Origin of the sequence: Lysinibacillus sp. IITD104 (assembly GCF_036698265.2) — a bacterium.
In the GTDB taxonomy this organism is placed as follows: domain Bacteria; phylum Bacillota; class Bacilli; order Bacillales_A; family Planococcaceae; genus Lysinibacillus; species Lysinibacillus boronitolerans.
Map to the genome: position 1 here is coordinate 34,519 of NZ_JBAHYH020000001.1, position 18,952 is coordinate 53,470.

The window sequence follows — 18,952 nt, forward strand, 5'->3', positions numbered from 1 at the left end:
AGTCATCTCCTAGTTTTATATCTCTTCAGTTTTAGAGGTTTAAGATGCTCTGGACGCTCCAACATCTTGGCTAATGGCCCTCGAATGAATAAGTCTATCCAATCCTTTCTAAAGAAAGGGGAAACTGGTGAAAAATAGGGTTGCTTGATTGAAGACAAGCTATTAAGATGAGCTAAAATAGCAATGATTCCTAGTGCAATCCCAATTATTCCAAGTAAAGAAGAAAAAACAAGAAGCATCAATTGCATTAATGAATTTGCTTTTGTCATAAGGTAGTTGGGGATAAGAAAGGAAGCTATCGTCGAGATCCCAACCATGACAATTAATACGTTGCTAGCGAATCCAGCCTCAACAGCCGCTTGGCCAATCACAATACCACCAATAACCCCAAGTGTTTGACCTGTTTTTGTAGGCATCCTTAAACTTGCTTCTCTTATGATATCAATAAAAATTAACATGATAAACGCTTCCCAAAAAGGAGTGAAAGGAAGCTTGCTCCTTGAGTCGACCAAGACCAGAAGGGTTTGTATAGGAATCATTTGATAGTGATGAGTTGTCAATGCCACATAGAAAGGAATCAATGTGATTGACAGAACAAAACTGGCATATCGGATGATGCGCAAAAAACTGGCAACTACCCATCGATTAATATAGTCCTCGGGTGATTGGAATAAATGGAAAAAAGTAATGGGTGCAACAAGAGCAAATGGTGTATTGTCTACCAGAAGGGTGATCTTTCCTAATCCCAGAGAATAAGCAACTACATCAGGCCGGTCAGTTTGCTGAAACTGAGGAAAAATACTGTTTTGATGTTCCTCCATGAATGCCGCAATCTGAGAGGATTCAAAGAAGAGATCAAAATTAATTTCAGAAATCTTCTCTTTGACTGTTGAAACAAATTCTGGATTAGTCAGCCCCTCTATGTACATTAAAACAACACTTGTCTCACTCATAGAACCGACAGTAAACTTCTCTGCTTTCAGTTCATGTATGGGGAGTCGTCTTCGAATAAGCGTAATATTTTGTTCTACTTGTTCACTAAAGCTGTCCTTTGCTCCGAACAGGATGGTTTCTGTTTCGGAAGTTTCAATGGCACGTCCAATAGGATTTTTTAATGGCACAGCTAACCAAAGGTTTTGCGAAGAATCAAATAACAAAATGGAACCTGAAAACAACTGTTTTTTTGCCTCTATAAAATTAGGAATGTGAATAATTGAGGAATTCGTAATACAATCTTGAATAGACGGTTTGGAACATTTAGTTAAAGGTTTTATAATGCTTTCATTTAATTTTTCTTGATCAATGAGAGTTCGTATGTAAACAAGATGAATTTTTCGAATATCGGAAATGTCAATTTCCACAAATTCTGCATCATCCATTTGAACGAGGATTTTTTTCAGAGCTTCTATCGATAATTCTGATTCAGCTATTGATTCAGTAACAAGCTTACTTTCAATTTGTTTTTTTTTCCAAAACATGTACATCCCATCCCTCTTATTGAGAAAACATCGTACTTAAATACTTTATTCATACACATTATTTGCAATTTAATATTAAAATATACATTAAACGTAGAGGAGCATAACAGGACAAAAAAGTGCATCCAAAGATACAGTTAGCTTTTGACACTTTATAAAAACCTTTAAGGTGAAGAAGGCCTTATCTATTATGGATTGCCGTTTTTCCTCTAGTTGGTACTCAACAATCGGGCGCGATTGTTGAATAAGGACACTTTTCTTTTTTATTAGCAACAATCTTTGAGAAAAGAGCTTTTTTTATGTATGCACATCGATTAATTGATGTGTGTAATCCTTTTTCAAACTTTATATGGTAATGTTCTAGATGGTATAATTTAGTGTGTAATCAGAATGTTGTGTATAGGGGGGATGCTTTTTGAGAATTGAAAGAACTTTAACCTCGTATGTATTAGTTGATTCTAATATGAGGATACTTCCAGAGGTTTTAGATTTTACGAATACATTAGAGAAAAAAGGCTCATCTCCAAATACAATTAAAAGCTATTTGGATGATTTAAAGCTTTATTATATCTGGTTAGAAAAAGAAGGATTAAAATTCTATAATGTTCAGCCATCAGAATTACTTGGTTTTGTGGAGTTTCTAGATGCTAGGAAAGATAAGAAAATATCTCCTGCTAGTTGGAACCGTTATTTAGCAACACTTGGTTCTTTTTATAGACACTTAGAAGTTATTGGTGGATATATTGAAGAGTCTCCTGTTGTAAAGGTAGATAGTAACAACAATAGAAGATATGGATTCTTAAAGCATATAGCTCCTAAATGGGGTAATTTCCAAAATTATTATAAGAGGAAAAACCCTAAAAAAACCAACAAGAAAAGACTATACGACGATAGTGCTTCTAGGTACTACGAGGCGATTAGCTCTTTATATGGTGGTAATGAAGATTTATTAATTAGAAATAAATTAATCTTTAAACTCTTATACGAAACAGGTTTTAGAACATCTGAACTGTTGCATTTAAGAATGGATGACTTTGACTATCCAGATCCGGATAAAAAGGTCGGAAACTTATATCTGATAGAACGGGATAATGAACTAGAAGATAGGCAATTGAAAACAGGAGAACGTACAGTGCCTGTATCTAATGAATTGTTACAAGAGATTGATGATTACATTCTATATCACAGACCTAACAAAACGGGTGTTGAATATATCTTTGTTTCGCATTCAATAAACTACTTAGGGAAACCTATTACGAGACAAACTATAATTAATTTCTTTAGTGAATTAGATGCTGCTGTAGGTATCAAAGGCGTAAAGTTAACAGCACATTCACTGCGACATACTCACGCATCTGAACTACAGGATATGGGCGTCAATATTAACGTTATCAAAGAAAGATTGGGCCACGGCAGCATTGAAACATCAGCTAAATATGCTAAACCATCTGTAAAAACCCTCTCGCTATCCTATGAAAGATTTTTAGCGCAAAGGGGGCAAGAGTAAGGTGGTCACCTATTTAATTGATATCAAAACGGATTATTGGCAAATTGATAGTTCGGGTACAAAATATAATTTCTCCTTTGATTTCATACCCGATGGGTATTTTCGAAAAACAATAAAGGAAATTACTTATAAAATCCTTACTATCGGTAACACAACTGTTGGAACACTACATCGCTATACCTATTCTCTAAAGCATTTTTTCAACTTCCTAGAAGGATTAAAAGTTGAAATAAAGACATTTGAGGATATTAATTACGAACTAGCTGAGCTATTTGTATTCCATTTATTAGAGAATGGAATAGCAGCAAGTACGAGAGCTGTATGTGTAGCAGCCATTAAAAACATTTTAGATTATGGTGTATTTTTTAAAGCTCCAGGTTTCCCAAGGCATACAGTTTTTGATGGAACTGAATTTAGACTGTTACAAACGCAAGATACTCTTAAATCAATGATTATTGAAGATGATGAGCTTGAGAAAATTGATAATATACTCAAACTCCCTTTTGAAGAACAGGGCTTCCCACCTCACGGTAATGAAAAAATAGGTTATTTAATACCGCCTTTAGTTATGATAATAAGGCATACAGGTATTAGGATTTCAGAGGCCTTAAAACTAAAAAAAGATTGTCTTCAATCGGATATTCTAGGGAAAAACCTTTTAGAAGTTATAAGTACAAAGAATTTAACTGAACGTTATATCCCCGTTAACAATAAAGTTAAAGCTGCTGTTCAGTATTTACTAGATGAACAAGAGAAGCGTGGGATAAGCGAGTCAGCAAAAACTTTGTTTTCTTATCGAAATAGAGCAAGCAAAGTGGCTGAATTAAAGCAATCAGATGCTCGAAGTAAGCTAATAATTTGGCTTTCAATGCATCAACTAGATCCAGCAATTACTTTCCATAGATTTAGACACACATTGGGAACAGAATTATTGAACAATGGGATGTCTCCTTTCGAAGTAATGCAATATCTAGGCCACGAATCGATGCATTCGACGAGGTTATACGCTAAAGTCCGAAACGATAAATTAACGGCTGAATATAAGAAGTTAGGTTTTATAGGATTAATCAAGGAGTCCATCCAAGATTTAAAAGATTCCACAGGGGAAAATTTAAATCAACAAACAAAAATGGTTATTCAACTACCAGATGGGGCTTGTGGGAAACCACTTGAAAAAGAAGTTCCTAATTGTAAAAAACCTAATGCTTGTCTATTTTGCCGAAAATTCATTACAACACCGGAGTATTTGACTGTTCACGAAGACCATTTAAAGCGTATAAGAGCTGATAAAGAAAAATATATGGCAGAAGACCTTTTTGGTAATGAGCACATCTTAAACCAAACGGAAAAAGCTTTAGAAACGATCATAAATCGTTTGAAGGCTTTGGAAGGTGGTGAGATTGTTGGCTGAATTAAAACTTCTGATTACTCAGCAAGGACCAATTAAAAATAGCATAGAAGATGATTTCAAAATTGGGAATAACACATTTTCCGACGATCTTTGGGATTTCACAGATGTAATAGCAAAAGACTTTGAACATCTTAAAGGGAGCAAATTAAAACTTAACTTTAGTGAGTTTGCGCCCTACCCTAGAATTCAAAAAGTTATTAAACATTACATTTTAAGTGAGTTAACTCTTGTTTCATTTAATTCAGTTAAGAGAAAGTTATCTGCATTCTCTCACTTACATACTTTTTTAAATCAAAATGAGCATATAAAGTCGTTTAAAGATTTCACTGCAAATGAGTTTAAAGTGTACCTCGATTTCGTGGTAGATTTACCCTTATCAGGCATAACGAAAAAGAAGATGGGTCAAGTAATGAAGGAACTTTTACTAAGAGGTTCTATGCGTGGTTGGGACAGCGTTGTAGATACCGTAGGTATTGAACGTTTGTATGAAGAATTGATTCTTAAAAACAATCAAATTAAAGATGACACAAAATTTGGTATAACAAAGAAAGTTTTACCTGAAAATAAAATAATTAATTCGCTTATCAACACAGCTAATGAACACATATCACAGAATTACGACGAGTTTGAGTCTGATAATTTAGCGACATACAAGTATTCTAAAACAAGGGAATACTTAACAGCGATAAGTATTATTCTTATGACTCAATTAGGCATCAGGTTAAGTGAGTGTTTAACAATTAAATCTGGCTGTTTGAAAGTAATCAACGGCGAATACCAAATCGTCTATAAAACGAGGAAAACCAAAAAAGAGACCATTGAAGTCACTAAACCAGCTAATGAATTAGTCGTGGAGGCGATTCGGAAGCTAGAAGAGTATTCAAAGCCCTTACGGGATGTTTCTGGAATGCCATATTTATTTCTATATTTATCAAGATACAATGACCGAATATCTAAAGAAAAACCAGTCCTTCTAGCTGATCACAGTAATTGGACGCGAGACAATTTAGAGAAATTTATTGAGAAATATAATATTCGGGATGAAAAAGGAAACTACTTAAAATTAACTTCACATTACTTCAGACATATATTTGCGACATACGCTTTAAGAAGTGGTATGAAGCTTCACGATGTAGCAGAAATGTTAAATCACGAGTCAATTATGATGACGGAAACTTATGACCATACAAAAGGTCAGAAGCAAAAAGTGATTGAAAAGATTTTAACTGGCGAAATACCAATTTCATCAACGAACCGAATTGTCTTAGAATCAATTGAAGGCGATGAAAACCCATTTAAAGGCAAGACAGTCGAACAAGTCGAGAAAATGCGTAGAGCATTGAAAATTGAACTCCTACCACACGGATTATGTTTACATCATCCAATGCGGGGCGAACCTTGTGCGCAAGATGGCGTATGTTTAGGATGTAACGAATTTATAGCTTCAGCAGACCACCTGCCGGTGTATGAAAAACGGTTAGAAAAAGTGGAAAAAGAGTTAAGAGATTCCCCTGCCGATAGCGTCTATTCAACAAAACTACACTATCAACAAGGAAAGCTGGTTAAGTACATTAGTGACTTACAGCTAAAAATCGCAATGAAAGAGGTAAATGATAATGACTGAGGGAAAAAAGATGTCGTTAGCCGAATTTAATAGAGCAAAATCTACGATGAAGGTTGAGGAAGCTTTAAAAGCACTTAAAAAGGCTGGCAAGCCTATTTCATTAGCAAGAGTAGCTAAAGAAGCCAACATATCTCGCAAAACACTTTATAATCGTCCAGATTTAAAAGCGATGGTTGAAGAAGCAATATCATTACAAAGTGATTTAAAAGTTCCTGAGATGCCAGCTAAACGCTCTAAAAGACAAAATGGTACATTACAAGCCGAGAGAATCGAAAAGCTAAGAGCTGAAAATAAACAGCTTAAAGAGGATAAAAAATCTTTACTAACCGAAAACGCAAAACTAACAACAGAGAATCAAAATTTTAAGCGACGGATTTATGATCTTGAACGATATATTGAACAGATTCAAGGATCGAAAATTACGCAGCTCAAAAATAAAGATTCGTAAAATGTAAAACCTCTTGGAAATATGAGACTTTATTTACAGATTATACAGTTAGGTGTATAATACTTGAAGAAACACAATAAGGATAAAGATTACACATAGAACGGTAAACATAACTTCCATTCTAATACTTCCAAATGATAAAAAAAGAAAAGGAGGAGACACACTATGGCACCACGTCGCGGAGGCCGCAAACGCCGTAAAGTTTGCTACTTCACTTCAAACAATATTACGCATATCGACTACAAAGATGTAGATTTATTAAAAAAATTCATCTCTGAGCGCGGTAAAATTTTACCACGTCGCGTAACTGGCACAAGTGCAAAGTACCAACGTAAATTAACTTCAGCTATCAAAGTATCTCGTATCATGGGATTACTTCCATTCGTAGCAGAAGATAAATAAAATTTATTTATTAATAAAAGCACAACGAGGTTTTCATAACCTTTGTTGTGCTTTTTTTATTTATACTATTTTCCCGAATATTGTAAAATGGCACTTGGAGATGATATTACAGGGGAACAGTTTCTGCTTGGGTTGAATTTACTTTCAAAGGTAAAATTATTTCAAGCTCACCTATTTGGTGGGCTTGTTTTATTTATGGAGAACGATAGATAGGGCAGAGTATCAACGATAGGTACCGACATTCTTATCTACTATTGCAAACGAATTACACAATTTAATAAGGTTAGATTCTGATATAAGACTATTGGAAAATATTTTTTCAATTTTCTAAAATTATTTTATATAAAATGTCACCAAATGGTATCTTCATGTGTGTTATAAGTGAAAGGAGTTGATGGATGTTGCAACAATTAGTTTGGTCGAACGAACTAGATATAGAACGAATTGTTGATAAATATGGAAATATGCTTTTTAGAATGTGTCTTGTTATTCTATGCAATGAGAATGATGCAGAGGATGTCGTACAAGACACTTTTATTACCTATCTAACTAAATCTCCACCATTTAACGATTCAGAACATGAGAAAGCATGGTTGATTACTATTGCTACAAATCGTTGCAAGAATATGAGAAGGTACAATATTATTCGTAAACATATGGATATCAATGATTTACAACTATATTGTAAGGATGATGAAAACTATGGTTTAATTGAACATCTTATGAGATTGCCAAATAAACATAAGATTGTCTTGTTACTTTATTATGTAGAGGGCTATAAAGTAGATGAAATAGCAAAAATACTTGGCATTACTACTTCAGCAGTTAAAAAGCGATTACAACGTGGAAGAGAGCTTATTCGAGAAAAATATCGAAAGGAGAATGAATGATGAACTTTGATAAGCTTAAAGAAGCTGTTAATACTATTGAAATGCCAAAAACTATGAAAAATCGTGTGAAAAAGAATTGCAATATTATAGAAAAGAAAAAAAATTTTAAAAGGCGGATTTCTGTAGCTTGTGCATTTGGATTCCTATTGTTAATTATGATAGGTATTCCGTTTTTCAATAATAATGGAAACTTTCAAGTCGCAAATTTTACAATCACAGCTTATGCATTGAGTGATGATGGGAATCAGCCAAATACCAAACTTTCATCAGATAAAGCTACTTTTGAATTATCAACTGAAGCTAGAGGTAGTACAACTGATATAACTGGAGATGCAGCTAATTTTATTTTTACAAAGCTTATGTTAAATATAAGTGGAGAACATATCGACTCAATCACTTATACCATTAGTAAAGGCAAGTTTATAGAGGATGTTACACTTACAGCTAAAGAAGAAGCAGACAAAGACTGGTTATTATCAGAAAAGATATTTATGATTGGAAATTCGCCTGGTTCAGATATATACCATGGTACAAAGGAAATTGGAAATACCTATACAGTTAAGTATAATGAACAGGATAAATATAAATATTCTATTGCAATTCCTCATGATGGCAATTTGGTAATAGATGACGATATAATAATCAAAGTAATTGTAAAATATACAGATGGAAGCTCTGAACAACAAGATATTGTTGTAACTCAAGAATCAAATTCTATAAAATCAAATTCTATTTCATTAAAGCTTAATTAAAATAATCGAGATGATAATACTCCTGTACAAAGCTAAACCATCCAAAAATAGTTCATTCTATACTAAATTGGGCATGCCAAATAACCTTTCAAACTTCTATGTTTGGAAAGGTTTAGGCTCTTTAGTTATACTTTTAACTAGGCTAGATCTACCAACGTAAATTAACTTCAGCTATTAAAGTATCTCGTATCATGGGAATACTTCCATTCGTTGCTGAAGATAAATAAGATTGATGACGTTAAGGTAACATACCTTACATCAATTTTGAATACCAGCATATTACGATATTCGTATCGGGTATGCTGGTTTTTTGTTATGGTTAAAAGGGAATTACCAGCTACTTTGGTAAACGCCTGAATTAAAATTGAAAAAATAATGACAATGTACTTAGTGATCTAAGTGATTTTTGTTCAATGCTATGAAAAAATGGTACAATAAAGGGTAGTAAGTTTGACTGAAAAAAAGGAAGGTTTTCAATGCCGAATAATCAAACAAAAGCGCTTGTACAAGGCTCAATGATGGTTGCACTGTTTACAATTTTAATGTTAATTTCTGCATATGTACCATTCATCTTTATAGTAGCTTTATTATTCGCTCCACTACCGATTGCTTGGTATAGCGCAAATTACAAGCGTTCCACATCAATACTCGTAGCAATAGTAGGCTGTATCCTAACCACTATAACGAGTGGAATATCCATGCTGCCATTTGCCTTTATTTTAGGGTTATTAGGTGTCGTTATGGGTAACGCCATTTATTTGAAGAAGAGTAAGCTTTATTTATTTATGTCCACGGGGATTGCTAATCTCATCTCGATGGCAATCGTTTATATTGCCTATGTAAAGCTTTCAGGAATTGACTTCATTAGCATGAGTTTAGAGATGGCACGTAAAAATTATGAGCAATCTAATGAATTTGCGAAGAATGTAACAGGTCAAGTAGCCATAAATCCAGAACAGCTTGAGGCAATGTTTAAAACAATTGAACTGACTATGCCTGCAACGATAACAATTTCAGCATTTTTTGCTGCATTTATTATCATTACAGTAAATTTACCAGCTCTAAAACGACTAGGGGTAGATGTTCCAAAATTTGCTCCGTTCCAAAATATGAGATTACCACGCTCTATTTTATGGTATTACATGATTGTGTTATGCATTAATTTATTCATGCGTCCAGAAGCTGGTTCTACGCTAGATATCATTGTATTAAATATTTCTTATATTTTATGGTTGTTACTCATTCTACAGGGAATATCTTTTATCCATTATTTTATCTCGAGAAAAGGGATGCCAAACGGAGTTAAATGGGTAGCTACTTTGTTAGCGATTCCGCTATCATCGTTTATGATCTTACTCGGTATTGTTGATTTAGGTTTTGACGTACGTTCACTTGTAAAGGGGAAGACTAAAGAATAAGGGGCTGATTGTAATGGGGACTTTTAGAAAACGACCAATTCGCTATCCGCTTTTTGTTCTTTCCATATTTGGAACTGTGACGTTCGTGCTTCTATGTATTTGGAATATCGGGATAGGTATCGGTTATGGTGTAGGTTTTGTTTTACTGATGGCCTACACATGGAAGGTAGAGAAAATAGCTTTTGAGGAAACAGAAAAGCATATTGAATCTATTTCCTTCCGCATGAAAAAAGTAGGAGAAGAGGCATTGCTTGAAATGCCAATTGGAATACTTCTGGTTAATGAGCAATATGAAATCGAATGGTCTAATCCATATATGCAGGGCATTTTAAATATGGAATCATTAGTTGGAGAAGGTATTGTTAATATATCTGATGACATCTATGTATTAATGAAGACCGAGGAAACAAATGAGGCTACGATTACACTACGTGATCGGAAATATCGTGTTTATTATAAAAAAGAGGAACGACTACTGTATTTCTTTGATATAACTGAGCAGATTGCCATAGAAAAGCAATACTATGCAGACCGTACAGTAATTGCGATTTTGTTTGTTGATAATTACGATGAAATCACGCAAGCCATGGACGATCAACCACGTAGTTTAACCAATACAATGGTTACGTCAATTGTCAATGAATGGGCTGCGGAGCATGGTGTGTTTGTCAAACGGATTTCATCCGATCGTTTCTTAGCAGTATTGAATGAATCCATTTTAACGGAGCTAGAAAAGAAAAAATTTGCGATATTAGATACCATTCGTGAAAAAACAGCTCAAAAGAATTTATCGTTAACATTAAGTATTGGGGTAGGAGCTGGATCATCCTCATTAGTGGAGCTTGGCGAGTTGGCACAATCGAGTCTTGATCTTGTATTAGGACGGGGTGGAGACCAAGTGGCGATAAAGCAACCTACTGGTAAACTTAAATTCTATGGTGGAAAAACAAATCCAGTCGAAAAACGTACACGTGTTAGAGCGCGCGTTATTTCACATGCATTACGCGATTTAATTCAGGACAGTGACCAAGTGTTTGTTATGGGACATAAAAATCCTGATATGGACTCCATTGGTGCGTCTGTAGGTGTACGGAAAATGGCACAAATGAATGATGTAAAGGGTTATGTCATTATCAATTTTGATGAATTAAATGGTAGCGTTACACGATTAATGAATGAAATAGAGAGTAAATCAGATTTCTATGAAAATTTCCTTACACCAGAGGAAGCCGCTGGTAAAATGACTGAGAAATCGTTACTCGTTATTGTTGATACACATAAGCCAAATTTAGTAATTGATGCACACCTATTGAAATTGGCTGAAAAGGTGGTTGTAATCGATCATCATCGTCGAAGTGAGGACTTTATCGAAAATCCTACACTCGTTTATATGGAGCCATATGCGTCGTCCACTGCTGAGCTAGTGACAGAGTTACTAGAATATCAGCCGAAGCGTGCAAAAATTAATATGCTAGAAGCTACTGCATTACTAGCAGGTATTATCGTTGATACCAAAAGCTTTACACTTCGAACAGGAGCACGTACATTTGAAGCAGCTTCTTATTTACGAACGAATGGTGCCGATACAGTATTGGTCCAACGTCTCTTGAAGGAGGATGTGGACACCTATATAGAGCGCTCCAAAATTGTCCAAACAGTGAAGTTCGTAAAACCAGGAGTAGCTGTTGCTGTAGGTGAGGAATCAAAAGTGTATGACTCCGTCTTAATTGCGCAAACAGCAGATATTTTATTAACGATGAAGGATGTTAGTGCATCCTTTGTCATTGCACATCGAGCAGATGGAAAAATTGGTATAAGTGCACGATCACTTGGCGAGGTCAATGTACAGCTAATTATGGAGAGGCTTGGCGGCGGTGGACATTTAACGAATGCTGCCTGCCAAATAGATGCTAAATCCATCGATGGTGTGAAAAAACATTTAGAAGAAGCCATAAATGAGGTCTTTGAAGGGAGTTCTGACGTATGAAAGTAGTATTTTTAAAAGACGTTAAAGGAAAAGGAAAAAAAGGTGAAATTAAAAACGTAGCGGATGGCTATGCACAAAATTTCTTAATTAAGAATGGCTATGCAGCGGAAGCAAATGCGCAAGCTTTAAGCCAAATAGAGGGGCAAAAGAAATTAGAGGCTAAAAATGCTGCTGCCGAATTAGCTGAAGCACAAGCATTAAAGGAAAAAGTAGAAGCACTCACAGTTGAGCTAAAAGCAAAATCAGGTGATGGTGGCCGCTTATTTGGCTCAGTATCTACAAAGCAAATTGCTGATGCATTACAAAAAGTGCACGGCATTAAAATTGATAAACGTAAAATGACTTTACCTGAGGGAATTCGTTCACTTGGCTTTACAAATGTTCCTGTAAAACTACATCATGAAGTATCAGCAACGTTAAAAGTACATGTAACGGAAGAATAAGGAGCGACAATCCATGAGTGAACCGATGATGGACCGCGTTCCACCGCATAACCGGGAGGCGGAGCAATCGGTTATCGGTGCTATCTTCCTTGAGCCACAGGCATTAATAACAGCGTCAGAAATTTTATTGGCAGATGATTTTTATTTAAATGCCCATAAGAAAATTTTCGAGACGATGTTGCGCTTGAGTGATCAAGGAAAAGCGATAGATGTTGTAACAGTTACAGAAGAATTATCAGCTAAAAAAGAGATTGAGGACGTTGGCGGGCTTTCTTATTTACTAGAGCTCGCCAATGCTGTCCCTACAGCTGCCAATGTCGCCCATTATGCCAAAATCGTTGAGGAAAAGGCCCTTTTACGTCGATTGATTCGAGTGGCTACGAAAATCGTCGAGGACGGCTATACGAGAGAAGACGAAGTAGAGGCATTATTAGGTGAGGCAGAGAAGAAAATGATGGAGGTTGCCAATCGAAAGAATGCAGGCGACTTTAAGCATGTTAAAGATGTGCTAGTGGAAACTTTCGATAATATTGAGCAACTACAATCACAAAAGGGGGAAGTAACGGGTATCCCGACTGGCTTCCGTGATTTAGATAACATTACAGCTGGCTTTCAACGCAACGACTTAATCATTGTCGCTGCCCGTCCATCTGTAGGGAAAACGGCCTTTGCATTGAATGTTGCACAAAGTGTTGCCGTACAAGCCCGCGAAAATGTTGCAATCTTTTCTTTAGAGATGGGTGCAGAGCAACTGGTCATGCGTATGCTTTGTGCAGAAGGAAATATAGATGCACAAGTTTTACGTACAGGTGCTTTAACTACAGAAGATTGGGGTAAACTAACTATGGCAATGGGTAGTTTATCGAATTCAGGAATTTTTATTGATGATACTCCAGGTGTACGTATCAATGAAATCCGCGCAAAATGCCGTCGTTTAGCCCAGGAGAATGGACTAGGAATGATCTTAATCGATTATTTACAGTTGATTCAGGGGAGTGGCAAGCCAGGAGAAAACCGTCAACAAGAGGTGTCAGAGATTTCACGATCCTTAAAGGGATTAGCCCGTGAATTAAAGGTACCTGTTATCGCGTTATCACAGTTATCTCGTGGTGTTGAGCAACGACAAGATAAACGGCCAATGATGAGTGACTTACGTGAATCGGGAAGTATTGAGCAAGATGCTGATATTGTTGCGTTTTTATACCGTGATGATTATTACGATAAAGAATCCGAGAATAAAAATATGATCGAAATTATCATTGCGAAACAACGTAATGGTCCAACAGGAACCGTTACATTGGCCTTTAAAAAGGAATTCAATAAATTCATTAATGTGGATTGGTCACAAATGCCACCACCACCGCCACGTGATTAGTCATGTTACTCGTCATTCAGATAAGTTGCCTATTCGTAATGAAATAGTACCCTTAGAATGAATTAATCTGAATGTTCGATAATATTCATACCATTCTGTTATTAAACACGAACGTTGAATCAGATTTTTTGATTTTATGTTCGTGTTTTTTCACTATTTTTTATTGACGAGTTGTTTCTATCATTGTTACAATGGTTGAGGCTTAAAAATTGAGATACAAAGGTATCTAACGGAGGTGCTGATTATGACATCAGTAGTAGTTGTAGGAACACAGTGGGGAGACGAAGGAAAAGGTAAAATTACAGATTTCCTTTCGCACAAGGCCGATGCCATCGCTCGTTTTGCCGGTGGAGATAATGCAGGACATACCATTAAAATTGATGGTGAAACTTACAAATTACATTTAATTCCATCCGGGATCTTCTATAAAGAAAAAACTTCAGTAATTGGTAATGGATTAGTTGTGAATCCTAAATCATTAGTAACAGAGCTTAAAGGGTTACAAGAGCGTGGTATTAATACAGATAATCTACGTATTTCTAATCGTGCACATGTGATTTTGCCTTATCATATTAAACAAGATATTGCTGATGAAGAAAGTCGTGGAGACAATAAAATCGGCACAACTTGTAAAGGAATTGGGCCTTGTTATCAAGATAAAGTAGCACGTATTGGGATTCGTATGGCTGACTTACTTGATAAGGAAATCTTTGAGGAAAAACTACGTCATAATTTAGCCATTAAAAATAAATTATTTGAGAAATTCTATGAAGTTGAAGGCGTAACATTCGAAGAAATTTTTGAGGAATACTATGGTTACGGGCAGGAAATTGCTAAGTATGTTACGGACACATCTAAAATTTTGAACGACGTCCTTGATGAAGGCGGTAAAGTGCTATTCGAAGGTGCACAAGGAATTTTACTTGATGTCGATCAAGGTACGTATCCATATGTAACATCTTCAAATCCTGTAGCTGGAGGAGTAGCGATTGGTGCTGGTGTTGGTCCATCACGCGTAACAAGTGTTATTGGTGTATCTAAGGCCTATACATCTCGTGTAGGAGATGGACCATTCCCAACCGAGTTGTTCGATGAAGTAGGTCAACAAATTCGTGAGGTTGGTCGCGAATACGGAACAACAACAGGTCGTCCACGTCGTGTAGGCTGGTTTGACACAGTGGTTGTTCGTCACTCACGCCGTGTAAGTGGCATTACTCATCTTGCTCTTAACTCTATCGATGTTTTATCGGGCTTAGAGGCAGTAAAAATTTGTACAGCATATAACTATAAAGGTGAAACAATTACAGAATATCCAGCAAATCTTCATATTATTGAACAATGTGAGCCGATTTATGAGGAGCTGCCAGGCTGGTCAGAGGATGTAACAAGCTGCAGAACTTTAGAAGAGCTACCTGAAAATGCACGCCGCTATGTGGAGCGTATTAGCGAACTAACGGGCATTCAAATTGCTACTTTCTCTGTTGGACCTGCACGTGAGCAAACAAACGTGTTAGTGGATGTTTGGGAAGCATAATGAAATAAAATAAAAAGGGCGTGCCAAATGCGGCATGCCCTTTTTTAGTGAATATCTTTCTTCTTAAAGCGACCACCTTTTACCTCAGCGATATTACCGATGGCTAGAAATGCATTGTCATCTATTTCAGCGACGATTGTTTTCAATTTAGATTCTTCTAAACGGGTAATAACGGTAAATATTACTTTTTTGTCATTCCCTGTATAAGCTCCTTCTCCGTGAAGGAAAGTAACGCCACGACCAAGTCGATCCATAATAGTTTGTCCAATTTCATCAATGTCATCACTTATGATATAAACAGATTTAGATTCTTCCAAGCCTTGAATAACAATATCAATCATTTTATAGGCAATATAGTAGGCAATGATGGAGTACATGGCTTGCTCCCAATTAAAAATAAATCCTGCCACCGTAAAAATAATGATATTGAAAAACATAATGATTTCTCCAACTGAAAAAGGTGTCTTGCTATTAAATAAAATAGCTAATATTTCAGTTCCATCTAATGAACCTCCATAACGAATGACAATACCAACGCCAACACCTAAAATCATTCCTCCAAAGACTGTTGCCAATAATGTGTCTTCCGTAAATGGATGGATATTATGTAAGGTAAGTGTTGCAAAAGAGAGTACGGTAATACCTAGGCCTGTAGACAGTGCAAAGGTTTTACCAATTTGTTTGTAGCCTAAAAAAATAAAAGGTAAGTTTAAAATGAAGATGAAAATACCAAGGGGTAAATTTAATAGATGAGATGTGATAATGGAAACACCTACGATTCCACCATCCATAATGTGGTTAGGTACTAAAAACAGTTCCAAGCCTAATGCCATTATTATCGCACCTAGCGACACCATAATAATTCTTGCAATAACTTTACGCATGCTACTTTTCTGAGGTCTCAACACTTTAGTTGTGATCTCAGAGGTTTGTGAATCACTCAATTTAATCGCTCCAATCAAATAGTGTACCTTCTATATATATTTTATCGGAATATTAAAAAAGTAAAAAGTATTAAGTCGAAATTCACTTGAAAAATATTGAGAATAGCCTACCAATGATAAATTTTTAAATTGAATTTTAAGAACCAGTATATGAATAAAAATACAGTATTTATAAACTATATAAAATATATTCTATGTAACAAAAAGTAGATAAATAATACATTTACATTACAAAAGAGTGAAATCGTTCAAACGTCATTTTCTTTATGGTACATTATAGGGGTGCAAAAAATCCTTGTGGGTAAATCATCCTACAGTAGGGTAAAGTTGGAAGGGGCTTTATTGATGAATTCGTTTTGGAATAGAAAAGAAGAAAACAATAGATTCACCTACAATTTTTCTTCTTTTAAAAAGGCTTCAATCATTGTTGTTTTAATGACAAGTCTAACGATTAATATGGGATTTGCTAAGGAATATAACAAAGAAAACTTAAATAAAATTTACCACGTTTATGTGGGGAATGAATATATTGGTGCAGTATCTGATGAGAAAGCAATTCAAGAAATAATTGCATCAAAAGAAAAAGTAGCAAGTCAGCAATTCAAAGGTTTATCCATTGATGCTAGCTCAGCTGTTAAAATAATCCCAGAACAAGTATTTACAAATGAAACAAAAGATGCAGAAACATTATCAAAACTTCAGCAATCTTTAGTAGCTAAATCTGATGCCTTTACATTATTAGTAAATCACAAACCAGTAGTATCATTAAAGAATACAGAAGCTTATGAGAAAACTGTTCAAATGTTAAAGTTACAATATGTTTCTCAGCAAGAATTAGATAACTTATCCAAAAACCAACAAGCTAGCAATAATTTACCAGAATTACAAAATGGTGAGTCTCGACTTCTAGATGTTTCATTTAAACAAGGAGTTTCAGGGTTATCACAAAAAGTTACACCAACTGATATATTATCACCTGAGCAAGCCGTAAAGTATTTAATGACAGGCTATGTTGAGCAAGAGACATATAAAATTCAATCAGGAGATGTGTTAGGGTCCGTTGCTAAAAAACATAATTTAACAACAAGCGAACTACTAGCTCTAAATCCTGATATTACAGTGGATACGGTTTTACAAATTGGACAAGAATTAAATGTTACTGTGGCAAAGCCATTTGTGACACTTGAAGTAAAAAAGGAAAAGAAAGTAGCGGATGTCATTCCGTTTAAAAAAGTAATCGAAGAAGATCCTACAATGTATAAAGGTGAAAAGGTCATCAAGCAAGAAGGTGTAGATGGGAAAAAGGAAACAACTTATGTTTTAACATCTGAAAATGGTAAACAGACATCAAAAGTTGCCTTAGAGGAAAAAATCCTTCAACAACCTGTAGATGAAATTGAAGTAGTCGGTACAAAGGTTATTTCTTCACGTGGAACTGGTGAATTTGCATGGCCAGCAGTCGGGGGCTATATTTCAAGTGGTATGGGTGAACGTTGGGGAGCCTTCCATCGTGGTATTGATATCGCTCGACCAAGTAACTATAATATTTTAGCTGCTGATAATGGTGTAGTTGTTGCAGCTGGCACTTCTGGCACCTATGGTAATCGCATAGTGATTAATCACAATAATGGTTTTACAACACTTTATGGACATTTATCTTCAATTAATGTTGAAGTGGGACAAGTAGTAGAAAAGGGTTCTGTGATTGGTATTATGGGTTCCACTGGCAATTCGACAGGTACACATTTGCACTTTGAAGTTGAAAAGAACGGTTCATTAGAAAATCCGTTATCTTATGTAGGCCGATAAACATGTTGAATAGAAGGCAGTCCGAATTATGGACTGTCTTTTTCAATTATTTCCCGAGAAATAATTGTTGAAATACATCGCTTTTTGTCACAGTATTAGATGGATCGAATATCGATTAATGCATAGAATCCGAAAGCATGATAGAGTTAAGAGTAGTGAATTTACAAATACACATTGTTTAAGAATAGATAAGAAGCGAAAGGGAGAGAATGAATGAATAAAACAATTTTAGTTGTTGATGATGAGAAACCAATCGCAGATATTTTGCAATTTAATCTAATAAAAGAAGGCTATAAAGTTATTTGTGCGTATGATGGTGATGAGGCATTAAAGAAAGTAGAGGAAGAGCAACCAGATTTAATGCTTTTAGATATTATGCTGCCAAAGCGTGATGGCATGGAAGTTTGTAGAGAGGTACGAAAAAAATATGATTTCCCCATTATTATGCTAACAGCTAAAGGCTCTGAGATTGATAAAGTATTAGGATTAGAGATGGGTGCAGATGATTATGTCACAAAGCCATTTAGTACACGAGAGCTGATTGCACGTGTGAAGGCCAATATGCGCCGTTTACAAGTAGTCGCTCCAGCAGCAGAAGAAGCTGAGGAAGAGTCGAATGAGATTGTTGTAGGATCGCTTGTTATTCAACCTGATGCTTATTTAGTAATGAAGCGTGATGAGGCAATTGAACTGACACATCGTGAATTTGAGTTACTTCATTATTTAGGGAAACATATTGGACAAGTAATGACACGAGAGCACTTACTACAAACAGTATGGGGCTATGATTATTTTGGTGATGTACGAACTGTTGATGTAACAATTCGCCGTTTACGTGAAAAAATTGAGGATAATCCTAGTCATCCAGCTTGGATTGTCACACGACGTGGTGTAGGTTATTATTTACGAAATCCTGAACAGGAGTAATAG

The 18,952-nt window shown here is 35.6% G+C and carries 16 protein-coding genes; 14 read left to right on the plus strand and 2 right to left on the minus strand.

Annotation, left to right across the window (positions count from 1 at the left end):
* Positions 1-2: 2 nt before the first annotated feature.
* A complete protein-coding gene (locus V1L66_RS00165; protein ID WP_333005362.1) occupies positions 3-1,478 on the minus strand; it encodes a spore germination protein in 1,476 nt (491 codons plus the stop codon).
* A 415-nt stretch (positions 1,479-1,893) separates the two neighbouring features.
* Here V1L66_RS00165 and V1L66_RS00170 point away from each other — a divergent pair, with 415 nt between their 5' ends.
* The 12 genes from V1L66_RS00170 to V1L66_RS00225 all read left to right on the plus strand — a co-directional run bounded on the left by V1L66_RS00170 (position 1,894) and on the right by V1L66_RS00225 (position 15,269).
* Entirely contained in the window at positions 1,894-2,985 is a 1,092-nt protein-coding gene (locus V1L66_RS00170; RefSeq protein ID WP_333005361.1) for a tyrosine-type recombinase/integrase, read from the plus strand.
* Between the two features lies 1 nt (position 2,986).
* A complete protein-coding gene (locus tag V1L66_RS00175) occupies positions 2,987-4,396 on the plus strand; it encodes a tyrosine-type recombinase/integrase (RefSeq protein WP_333005360.1) in 1,410 nt (469 codons plus the stop codon).
* The gene (locus tag V1L66_RS00180) at positions 4,389-6,020 is read left to right on the plus strand and encodes a site-specific integrase (RefSeq protein ID WP_333005358.1); all 1,632 of its coding nucleotides are present in this window, start codon (positions 4,389-4,391) and stop codon (positions 6,018-6,020) included. Before V1L66_RS00175 ends, V1L66_RS00180 begins: the two co-directional genes overlap by 8 nt.
* Entirely contained in the window at positions 6,013-6,468 is a 456-nt protein-coding gene (locus V1L66_RS00185; RefSeq protein ID WP_333005357.1) for a DUF6262 family protein, read from the plus strand. Before V1L66_RS00180 ends, V1L66_RS00185 begins: the two co-directional genes overlap by 8 nt.
* A gap of 165 nt (positions 6,469-6,633) precedes the next feature.
* Complete coding sequence (gene rpsR, locus V1L66_RS00190) at positions 6,634-6,870, plus strand: 30S ribosomal protein S18 (RefSeq protein ID WP_004233359.1); 237 nt, start codon at positions 6,634-6,636, stop codon at positions 6,868-6,870.
* 398 nt (positions 6,871-7,268) lie between these two features.
* Positions 7,269-7,760 (plus strand): RNA polymerase sigma factor, encoded by a 492-nt coding sequence (locus V1L66_RS00195; protein ID WP_016992318.1) that lies wholly within the window; start codon positions 7,269-7,271, stop codon positions 7,758-7,760.
* Positions 7,760-8,512: a hypothetical protein gene (locus V1L66_RS00200; RefSeq protein WP_333005349.1), complete on the plus strand. Its 753-nt coding sequence runs from the start codon at positions 7,760-7,762 to the stop codon at positions 8,510-8,512. Before V1L66_RS00195 ends, V1L66_RS00200 begins: the two co-directional genes overlap by 1 nt.
* Positions 8,513-8,988: 476 nt before the next feature.
* Positions 8,989-9,930: a YybS family protein gene (locus V1L66_RS00205; RefSeq protein WP_016992315.1), complete on the plus strand. Its 942-nt coding sequence runs from the start codon at positions 8,989-8,991 to the stop codon at positions 9,928-9,930.
* 13 nt (positions 9,931-9,943) lie between these two features.
* Positions 9,944-11,917, plus strand: a complete 1,974-nt coding sequence (locus V1L66_RS00210) for a DHH family phosphoesterase (protein WP_016992314.1) — start codon at positions 9,944-9,946, stop codon at positions 11,915-11,917.
* Positions 11,914-12,360 carry a 50S ribosomal protein L9 gene (gene rplI / locus V1L66_RS00215; RefSeq protein WP_016992313.1) on the plus strand — a complete coding sequence of 149 codons (447 nt, stop codon included), beginning with the start codon at positions 11,914-11,916 and terminating at the stop codon, positions 12,358-12,360. Before V1L66_RS00210 ends, rplI begins: the two co-directional genes overlap by 4 nt.
* Positions 12,361-12,373: 13 nt before the next feature.
* A complete protein-coding gene (gene dnaB, locus V1L66_RS00220) occupies positions 12,374-13,735 on the plus strand; it encodes a replicative DNA helicase (protein WP_004233370.1) in 1,362 nt (453 codons plus the stop codon).
* Positions 13,736-13,979: 244 nt separating this feature from the next.
* Positions 13,980-15,269, plus strand: a complete 1,290-nt coding sequence (locus tag V1L66_RS00225) for an adenylosuccinate synthase (RefSeq protein ID WP_312125064.1) — start codon at positions 13,980-13,982, stop codon at positions 15,267-15,269.
* A 44-nt stretch (positions 15,270-15,313) separates the two neighbouring features.
* Here V1L66_RS00225 and V1L66_RS00230 read toward each other — a convergent pair whose 3' ends face one another.
* Positions 15,314-16,231, minus strand: a complete 918-nt coding sequence (locus V1L66_RS00230) for a YitT family protein (RefSeq protein ID WP_036077925.1) — start codon at positions 16,229-16,231, stop codon at positions 15,314-15,316.
* 327 nt (positions 16,232-16,558) lie between these two features.
* Between V1L66_RS00230 and V1L66_RS00235 the strand changes: the two genes are divergently transcribed.
* Positions 16,559-18,022, plus strand: coding sequence for a M23 family metallopeptidase (locus V1L66_RS00235; RefSeq protein ID WP_016992312.1), 1,464 nt, complete (start codon positions 16,559-16,561; stop codon positions 18,020-18,022).
* Positions 18,023-18,235: 213 nt separating this feature from the next.
* Positions 18,236-18,949, plus strand: a complete 714-nt coding sequence (gene yycF / locus V1L66_RS00240; RefSeq protein WP_036077923.1) for a response regulator YycF — start codon at positions 18,236-18,238, stop codon at positions 18,947-18,949.
* Positions 18,950-18,952: the final 3 nt, after the last annotated feature.

Bases quoted from the DNA above. Each gene is read 5' to 3' on its own strand.
- V1L66_RS00200 (WP_333005349.1), top strand. From the start codon at position 7,760: ATGAACTTTGATAAGCTTAAAGAAGCTGTTAATACTATTGAAATGCCA.
- yycF (WP_036077923.1), top strand. From the start codon at position 18,236: ATGAATAAAACAATTTTAGTTGTTGATGATGAGAAACCAATCGCAGAT.
- V1L66_RS00210 (WP_016992314.1), top strand. From the start codon at position 9,944: ATGGGGACTTTTAGAAAACGACCAATTCGCTATCCGCTTTTTGTTCTT.
- dnaB (WP_004233370.1), top strand. From the start codon at position 12,374: ATGAGTGAACCGATGATGGACCGCGTTCCACCGCATAACCGGGAGGCG.
- rpsR (WP_004233359.1), top strand. From the start codon at position 6,634: ATGGCACCACGTCGCGGAGGCCGCAAACGCCGTAAAGTTTGCTACTTC.
- V1L66_RS00235 (WP_016992312.1), top strand. From the start codon at position 16,559: ATGAATTCGTTTTGGAATAGAAAAGAAGAAAACAATAGATTCACCTAC.
- rplI (WP_016992313.1), top strand. From the start codon at position 11,914: ATGAAAGTAGTATTTTTAAAAGACGTTAAAGGAAAAGGAAAAAAAGGT.
- V1L66_RS00225 (WP_312125064.1), top strand. From the start codon at position 13,980: ATGACATCAGTAGTAGTTGTAGGAACACAGTGGGGAGACGAAGGAAAA.
- V1L66_RS00165 (WP_333005362.1), bottom strand. From the start codon at position 1,478: ATGTTTTGGAAAAAAAAACAAATTGAAAGTAAGCTTGTTACTGAATCA.
- V1L66_RS00205 (WP_016992315.1), top strand. From the start codon at position 8,989: ATGCCGAATAATCAAACAAAAGCGCTTGTACAAGGCTCAATGATGGTT.
- V1L66_RS00195 (WP_016992318.1), top strand. From the start codon at position 7,269: ATGTTGCAACAATTAGTTTGGTCGAACGAACTAGATATAGAACGAATT.
- V1L66_RS00185 (WP_333005357.1), top strand. From the start codon at position 6,013: ATGACTGAGGGAAAAAAGATGTCGTTAGCCGAATTTAATAGAGCAAAA.